We start from the raw sequence: 5863 nt of genomic DNA on the forward strand, positions 1-5863 counted from the left end.
ATCGCTTGCAGGCAAGCTCCCACAGCAAGTAGATGCATGTGACAGGTTCTCCTCAAAGCAAGAGGCCGCGCCCTGTGTCTGGGCGCGGCCTCTTTGCGTTCAGTTAATGCTGGCGCGTTACGCGCTTAACTATTCATTGTTCGCTGCATTTTCTTCCATCATTTCCTCACTCTTTCCTTCCAGATCTGGTTGGTAAAGGTTGAGGGTCTCGCTGGGGGACAGCCACTGGTTCACGGCGGCCAGGTCGCCTTGTTGCAGATCACCGGTGGTGGATTTGAGCGTCAGGGAGTCGATGATGTAATCGTAACGGGCGTTGGCGTAGTCGCGCTCGGCGGCAAACAGGGCGCGCTGGGCGTTGAGCACGTCGACCACGTTACGGGTACCTACCTCATAGCCGGACTGGGTGGCATCCAATGCAGAGCGGGTGGAGCGGATGGCTTGCTCACGGGCCTTGATGCGCAGGGCATCGGCTTCTACCGTGCGGTAGGCGCTGCGGGTCTGCTGAATGATGTCGCGCACTGCCTGGTCGTACTGGAAGTCGGCTGCATCGGCACGCAGATAGGCTTCCTTGCGACGGCTGTTCAGGCCGCCGCCCTGGAACAGGGGCATGCTGACTTCAATGCCGATCTGGCGGTTCTGTGTGTCATACAGCCAGCCGCCGCTGCCCGCACCACCGCCAGTGGTGGCGGTATTGTCGTCCGGATCCAGGTGGGAGTGTTGATACTGTGCCACCAGCTGCACCTGCGGCATCATGGTGCCGAGTTGACGCTTGGCGGTGTTCTCGGTGAGCTGGGTGTTGTACAGCGCAGCGCGGACGCCGGGGTTTTCTGACTGGGCCTTGTCAATCCATTCATTCATGGCGGAGGGTTGCGGGCCATCCATGGGCAGGTCGTCTTGCAGCTCTGACAGGGTTTCCCACTGTTGCCCGGTGAGAGTCTCCAGCTGGTCACGGGCAATTTCGTATTGCTGGCGGGCCACAATCAGGTTGACCTGGGTCAGGTCGTAGGTGGCTTGTGCTTCTTCTACATCGGTGGCGGGCACCAGGCCCACATCGAAACGCTCCTGGGTCTGCTCCAGCTGGCGGCCGATGGCTTTTTCTTCGGCTTTGGCGGATACCCAGTTATCCCAGGCTCGCAGCACGCCGAAGTAACCCTGGGCGACGCGCAGGACAAAATCCTGACGGGCTTGTTCAAAGTTGGCCTGGGCGATGTCGGTGCTGGACTTGGCTTCCTTGTAGCCGTACCAGGCATCCACCCGGAACAACGGCTGGGTCAGAGTAAAGGTGCTGACTTCGCTGCCATAATTCTGTTCCAGCCCCAGGTCTTCGATTTCCTGTTCGTTGTCATACCGGCCATAGCTGGCAGACACATTCGGAAAGAGTGCGGCACGGCCTTGCACCAGCAATTGCTGGTCGGCATTCCAGGTCATACGGGCGGCCCGCCAGGTGCCGTCGTAGGACCAGGCCGCATTGGCCACTTCCACCAGATTGGCGGCATGAACAGAGCCGCCAAGGGCGGTCAGCAGGAGGGCGAGGGACTGGGTGTAGCTGCGCTTCATTCTGGTGCACTCTTCCTGTGGGTTAGTGGCAAATAATAGTACTGGCTGGTACAGAAAATTGGTACTGCTTCTGCGGCCCGGGTTCTGCGGTTGTTTGGCCAATGGGCGCTGGCGTATAGTGTCCGCCATTCCTCATTGTGACCCCACTTTCTGGAGGCCGACGTGCCAGACGATCAGCGCCCCATTGCCGCTAATGCCATCGAAGAATCCTGCCAGCCCATTGCTGGTTCACGAAAAATCTATGTCACCGGCTCCCGCCCGGACATCCGGGTGCCGATGCGAGAGATCCGCCAGGATCCGACCCCGCTGGCGGAAGGAAAGTTCGAGGATAACCCACCCCTGTCTGTTTACGATACCTCTGGGCCTTATACCGACCCGGATGTGCAAATCGATGTACGCAAAGGGCTGGAACCGATTCGCCTGAACTGGATTCAGGAAAGGGATGATACCGAGGAACTGGGCGGCTTGACCAGTGAGTACGGTCGCAAGCGTGCTGCCGACCTGAAAACGGCGGGTCTGCGCTTCGAGCATGTCCGCACTCCGCTGCGTGCCCGTGCCGGCAAGAACGTCAGTCAGATGTACTATGCCAGGCAGGGCATTATCACCCCGGAAATGGAATACATTGCCATTCGCGAGAATCAGCGACTGGACGAGCACTTGGCCTCGGGTCTGCCCTGCCAGCAGCATCCGGGCCAGAGCTTTGGGGCGGCGATTCCTGACCGCATCACCCCGGAGTTCGTTCGTGATGAAGTGGCCCGCGGGCGCGCGGTAATCCCGGCGAATATCAACCACCCCGAGCTGGAGCCGATGATCATCGGCCGTAACTTCCTCACCAAGATCAATGCCAATATTGGTAATTCGGCGGTGACCTCCTCTATTGAGGAAGAAGTGTCCAAGATGACCTGGGCCACCCGCTGGGGCGGTGATACCGTGATGGACTTGTCCACCGGAGACAACATCCACGAAACCCGCGAGTGGATCCTGCGCAACTCCCCGGTGCCCATCGGTACCGTGCCGATCTATCAGGCGCTGGAAAAGGTCAATGGCATCGCCGAGGACCTGACCTGGGAGATTTTTCGCGACACTCTGATTGAGCAGGCCGAGCAAGGGGTCAGCTACTTCACCATTCATGCCGGTGTATTACTGCGCTATGTGCCCATGACGGCCAACCGTGTGACCGGCATCGTGTCTCGCGGTGGCTCCATCATGGCCAAGTGGTGTCTTGCGCATCACAAGGAAAATTTCCTCTACACCCACTTCGAAGACATCTGCGAGATCATGAAGGCCTACGATGTGACCTTCAGCCTGGGCGATGGCCTGCGGCCGGGCTCGCTGGCCGATGCCAATGACGAAGCCCAGTTCAGTGAGCTGCGGACCCTGGGCGAGCTCACCAAGATCGCCTGGAAGCACGATGTACAGGTGATGATCGAAGGCCCGGGCCACGTGCCCATGCATATGATCAAGGCCAATATGGATGAGCAGCTGGCCCATTGTGGCGAGGCCCCGTTCTATACCCTGGGCCCGCTGACGCTGGATATTTCCCCCGGCTACGATCACATCTCCAGTGCCATCGGCGCGGCGATGATTGGCTGGTATGGCACGGCCATGCTCTGCTATGTCACGCCCAAGGAGCATCTGGGCCTGCCGAACCGGGAAGACGTAAAAGAAGGCATCATGGCCTACAAGATCGCCGCCCATGCGGCGGATCTGGCGAAAGGGCACCCTGGTGCGCAGATTCGTGACAATGCGCTGTCCAAGGCGCGCTTCGAATTCCGCTGGGAAGACCAGTTCAATCTGGGGCTGGACCCGGATCGGGCACGGGCTTTCCATGATGAAACCCTGCCCAAGCAGGCACACAAGGTGGCGCATTTCTGCTCCATGTGTGGCCCCAAGTTCTGCTCCATGAAGATCAGCCAGGAAGTCCGGGAGACCTACGGTGATGGCCGTGCCCAGGTGGCCCAGGCCGATCAGGCGGAATCCGGCATGGAAGAAAAGTCCCGGGAATTTCGTGAGCAGGGCAGTGCCCTGTACCATAAAGCCCATGACTGAACTGTCGCCTCCATTCACTCAGGATGATGTGGAAATCCTGGAAACGGAAACGCCTTTCCAGGGGTTCTTCCGCGTTGATGCCCTGACCCTGCGCCACCGTCACTACCAGGGGGGCTGGGGCAAGCCGGTTCGCCGCGAGCTGTTCATTCGGCCTCCGGCCGCAGCCGTGCTGCCCTACGACCCGGTGCGCGGCGAAATCCTGTTGGTGGAGCAGTTTCGCGTGGGGGCGCTGGAGTGGCGCGATACTCCCTGGTGTCTGGAACTGATTGCAGGGATTGCAGACAAGGACGGCGAAAGTGCCGAAGACCTGATTCGTCGCGAAGCCATTGAAGAAGCGGGATTGACCCTGGCCGAAATGGAGACCGTGGCCCAGTACATGCCGAGCCCGGGGGGAACCAATGAGCGGCTGCATGTATTCGTGGGCAAGGCCGACCTAGCGGGCGCAGGGGGTATCTTTGGCTGTGCAGACGAAGGGGAGGACATCCGGGCCATGACCCTGTCGGCCGACACGATTCCGGCGTTGCTGACCTCGGGCAGGGTGGACAATGCCGCCAGCCTGATCGCGCTGCAGTGGCTGTTGCTTAATCGTCAGGAACTGGATGCCCGCTGGGGGGCGAAGTGACGCGGCGAGACCGCTATCGGCTCGATTTTCGTGCGCTGATGAGTCAGTGCGAGGAAAACTATGCTCGCATGCTGCCGTTGATGAATGCTCTTGGTGACCGTGACCAGATGCAGGTTGATCTGGGGCATGCCCACCACCCCCATACCCTTCGCATGCAGGTGCTGGAACGTTCTCCCTACACCACCACGGTGCGACTGGAGGATCAGGAGCTGCTGGACGTCCTGCCCGCGTCGCGGCTTACCGTGCGCCTGTACCATGATGCCCGGCTGGCGGAAGTCACCGAGGCCCGGCCGTTTCGACGGGTGAATGCCCGTTATGCCTACCCCAATCGCAACATGCACCAGCGCGACGAGAAAGCCCAGTGGAACCGTTTTCTGGCCGAGTGGCTTCGTCATGTCCATGATCATGGCCGCGACAGTGGTCAGCAGTGGCGCCAACAGGTCACCGGCGGCTGAGCACAGAGTTGTCGGTTTGGCAATACGCTACCCCTGTCTGAAAGGGGAGATTGTGGAGAAATGGTAACCAATTCCGGGTCTTGGACCGGATTCCTAGAAAAGTGCCATCATCTTGGTTATAAGGAATCGTACAGGGCGTGGGGACGCCCGGGAGAGCGTGCTCTTCATCAATTGGGAACCAGAAGAATCATTACGGTCACGGGAGCGGGGATTTGACGCAGCAGTTGCAGCCCCTTCGAGTTGTGCAGTTATCGGACTGCCATTTGTTTGCCAATACGGACGGCAAGCTGTTGGGCCTCAATACCCAATTCAGTCTGGACAAGGTGCTGGAACTGATTCGCCGTGAGCAGCCTGACCCGGATCTGATACTGGCCACCGGGGATCTTTCCCAGGACGCCTCGTTTGAGTCCTACCAGCGACTGGACAAGGCGCTGGCCGATTTCAATACCCCGGTCTACTGGCTGGAGGGTAACCACGATAAGCCGGCGCCCATGCTGGAAGCGCTGAACACCCAGCGTGAGCGTATGAGTCCCTGCGTGCTGGACGCGGGCAACTGGACCATCGTCATGCTCGATTCCACCATTCCCGGTGAAGTGCCCGGGGAGCTGTTCGATGAAGACCTGAAATTCCTCGATCAATCCCTGGCCAATGCCAAAGGCGACCATTTGATGGTCTGTCTGCACCATCATCCGGTGCCCATGGGGTGTGCCTGGCTGGACACCCAGGTGGTCGGCAGTGCCAGCCAGTTCTTTGATGTGATCGACCGCCATGACCGGGTGCGCGCCATCATCTGGGGGCACGTACACCAGGAATACGACAACGAGCGAAATGGTGTGCGGATGCTGGCGGTGCCCAGCACCTGTGTACAGTTCAAGCCAAAAAGCGAAGACTTTGCTGTGGACGATACCAATCCCGGCTACCGCTGGCTGGACCTTCATGCCGATGGCCGTATCGATACCGGTGTCAGCCGGGTTGAGGGCATTACCTTCGAGGTGGATTTCACGGTCAAGGGCTACTGAAAGACAGTTAATAGTGAATAGTTAACAGTTAATAGTTGCGCGTGTGGCGCAGGTGCGCACAGCCAGGCTGGAGGCCGCGCTCAGATTCTGGGTGTGGCCTTGTGCGTTTAAGGACAAAGAAAAGAAGAAAAACTTGACAGGGTATGCCGGTCGGGCAGCCT

5 protein-coding genes are annotated in these 5863 nt (G+C 59.4%); 4 read left to right on the plus strand and 1 reads right to left on the minus strand.

The genetic code is table 11. The features are described from left to right. Nucleotides 1-129: 129 nt before the first annotated feature. A complete protein-coding gene (locus A15D_RS16775) occupies nt 130-1557 on the minus strand; it encodes a TolC family outer membrane protein (protein WP_102792865.1) in 1428 nt (475 codons plus the stop codon). Nucleotides 1558-1719: 162 nt separating this feature from the next. Here A15D_RS16775 and thiC point away from each other — a divergent pair, with 162 nt between their 5' ends. From thiC to cpdA, 4 genes are all read left to right on the plus strand, one after another. Then, nucleotides 1720-3606 carry a phosphomethylpyrimidine synthase ThiC gene (gene thiC, locus A15D_RS16780; protein ID WP_102792866.1) on the plus strand — a complete coding sequence of 629 codons (1887 nt, stop codon included), beginning with the start codon at nt 1720-1722 and terminating at the stop codon, nt 3604-3606. Further along, nucleotides 3599-4228 carry an NUDIX domain-containing protein gene (locus A15D_RS16785; RefSeq protein WP_102792867.1) on the plus strand — a complete coding sequence of 210 codons (630 nt, stop codon included), beginning with the start codon at nt 3599-3601 and terminating at the stop codon, nt 4226-4228. The genes thiC and A15D_RS16785 overlap by 8 nt, the downstream gene beginning before the upstream one ends. Further along, nucleotides 4225-4683 carry a DUF1249 domain-containing protein gene (locus A15D_RS16790; RefSeq protein ID WP_102792868.1) on the plus strand — a complete coding sequence of 153 codons (459 nt, stop codon included), beginning with the start codon at nt 4225-4227 and terminating at the stop codon, nt 4681-4683. The genes A15D_RS16785 and A15D_RS16790 overlap by 4 nt, the downstream gene beginning before the upstream one ends. 212 nt (nt 4684-4895) lie before the next feature. Beyond that, the gene (gene cpdA / locus A15D_RS16795; protein ID WP_102792869.1) at nt 4896-5702 is read left to right on the plus strand and encodes a 3',5'-cyclic-AMP phosphodiesterase; all 807 of its coding nucleotides are present in this window, start codon (nt 4896-4898) and stop codon (nt 5700-5702) included. The last annotated feature ends 161 nt before the right edge of the window (nt 5703-5863 follow it).

It is taken from the genome of Alcanivorax sp. MD8A (assembly GCF_002888555.1).
GTDB lineage: Bacteria > Pseudomonadota > Gammaproteobacteria > Pseudomonadales > Alcanivoracaceae > Alcanivorax.

Bases quoted from the DNA above. Each gene is read 5' to 3' on its own strand.
- A15D_RS16775 (WP_102792865.1), bottom strand. From the start codon at position 1,557: ATGAAGCGCAGCTACACCCAGTCCCTCGCCCTCCTGCTGACCGCCCTT.
- A15D_RS16785 (WP_102792867.1), top strand. From the start codon at position 3,599: ATGACTGAACTGTCGCCTCCATTCACTCAGGATGATGTGGAAATCCTG.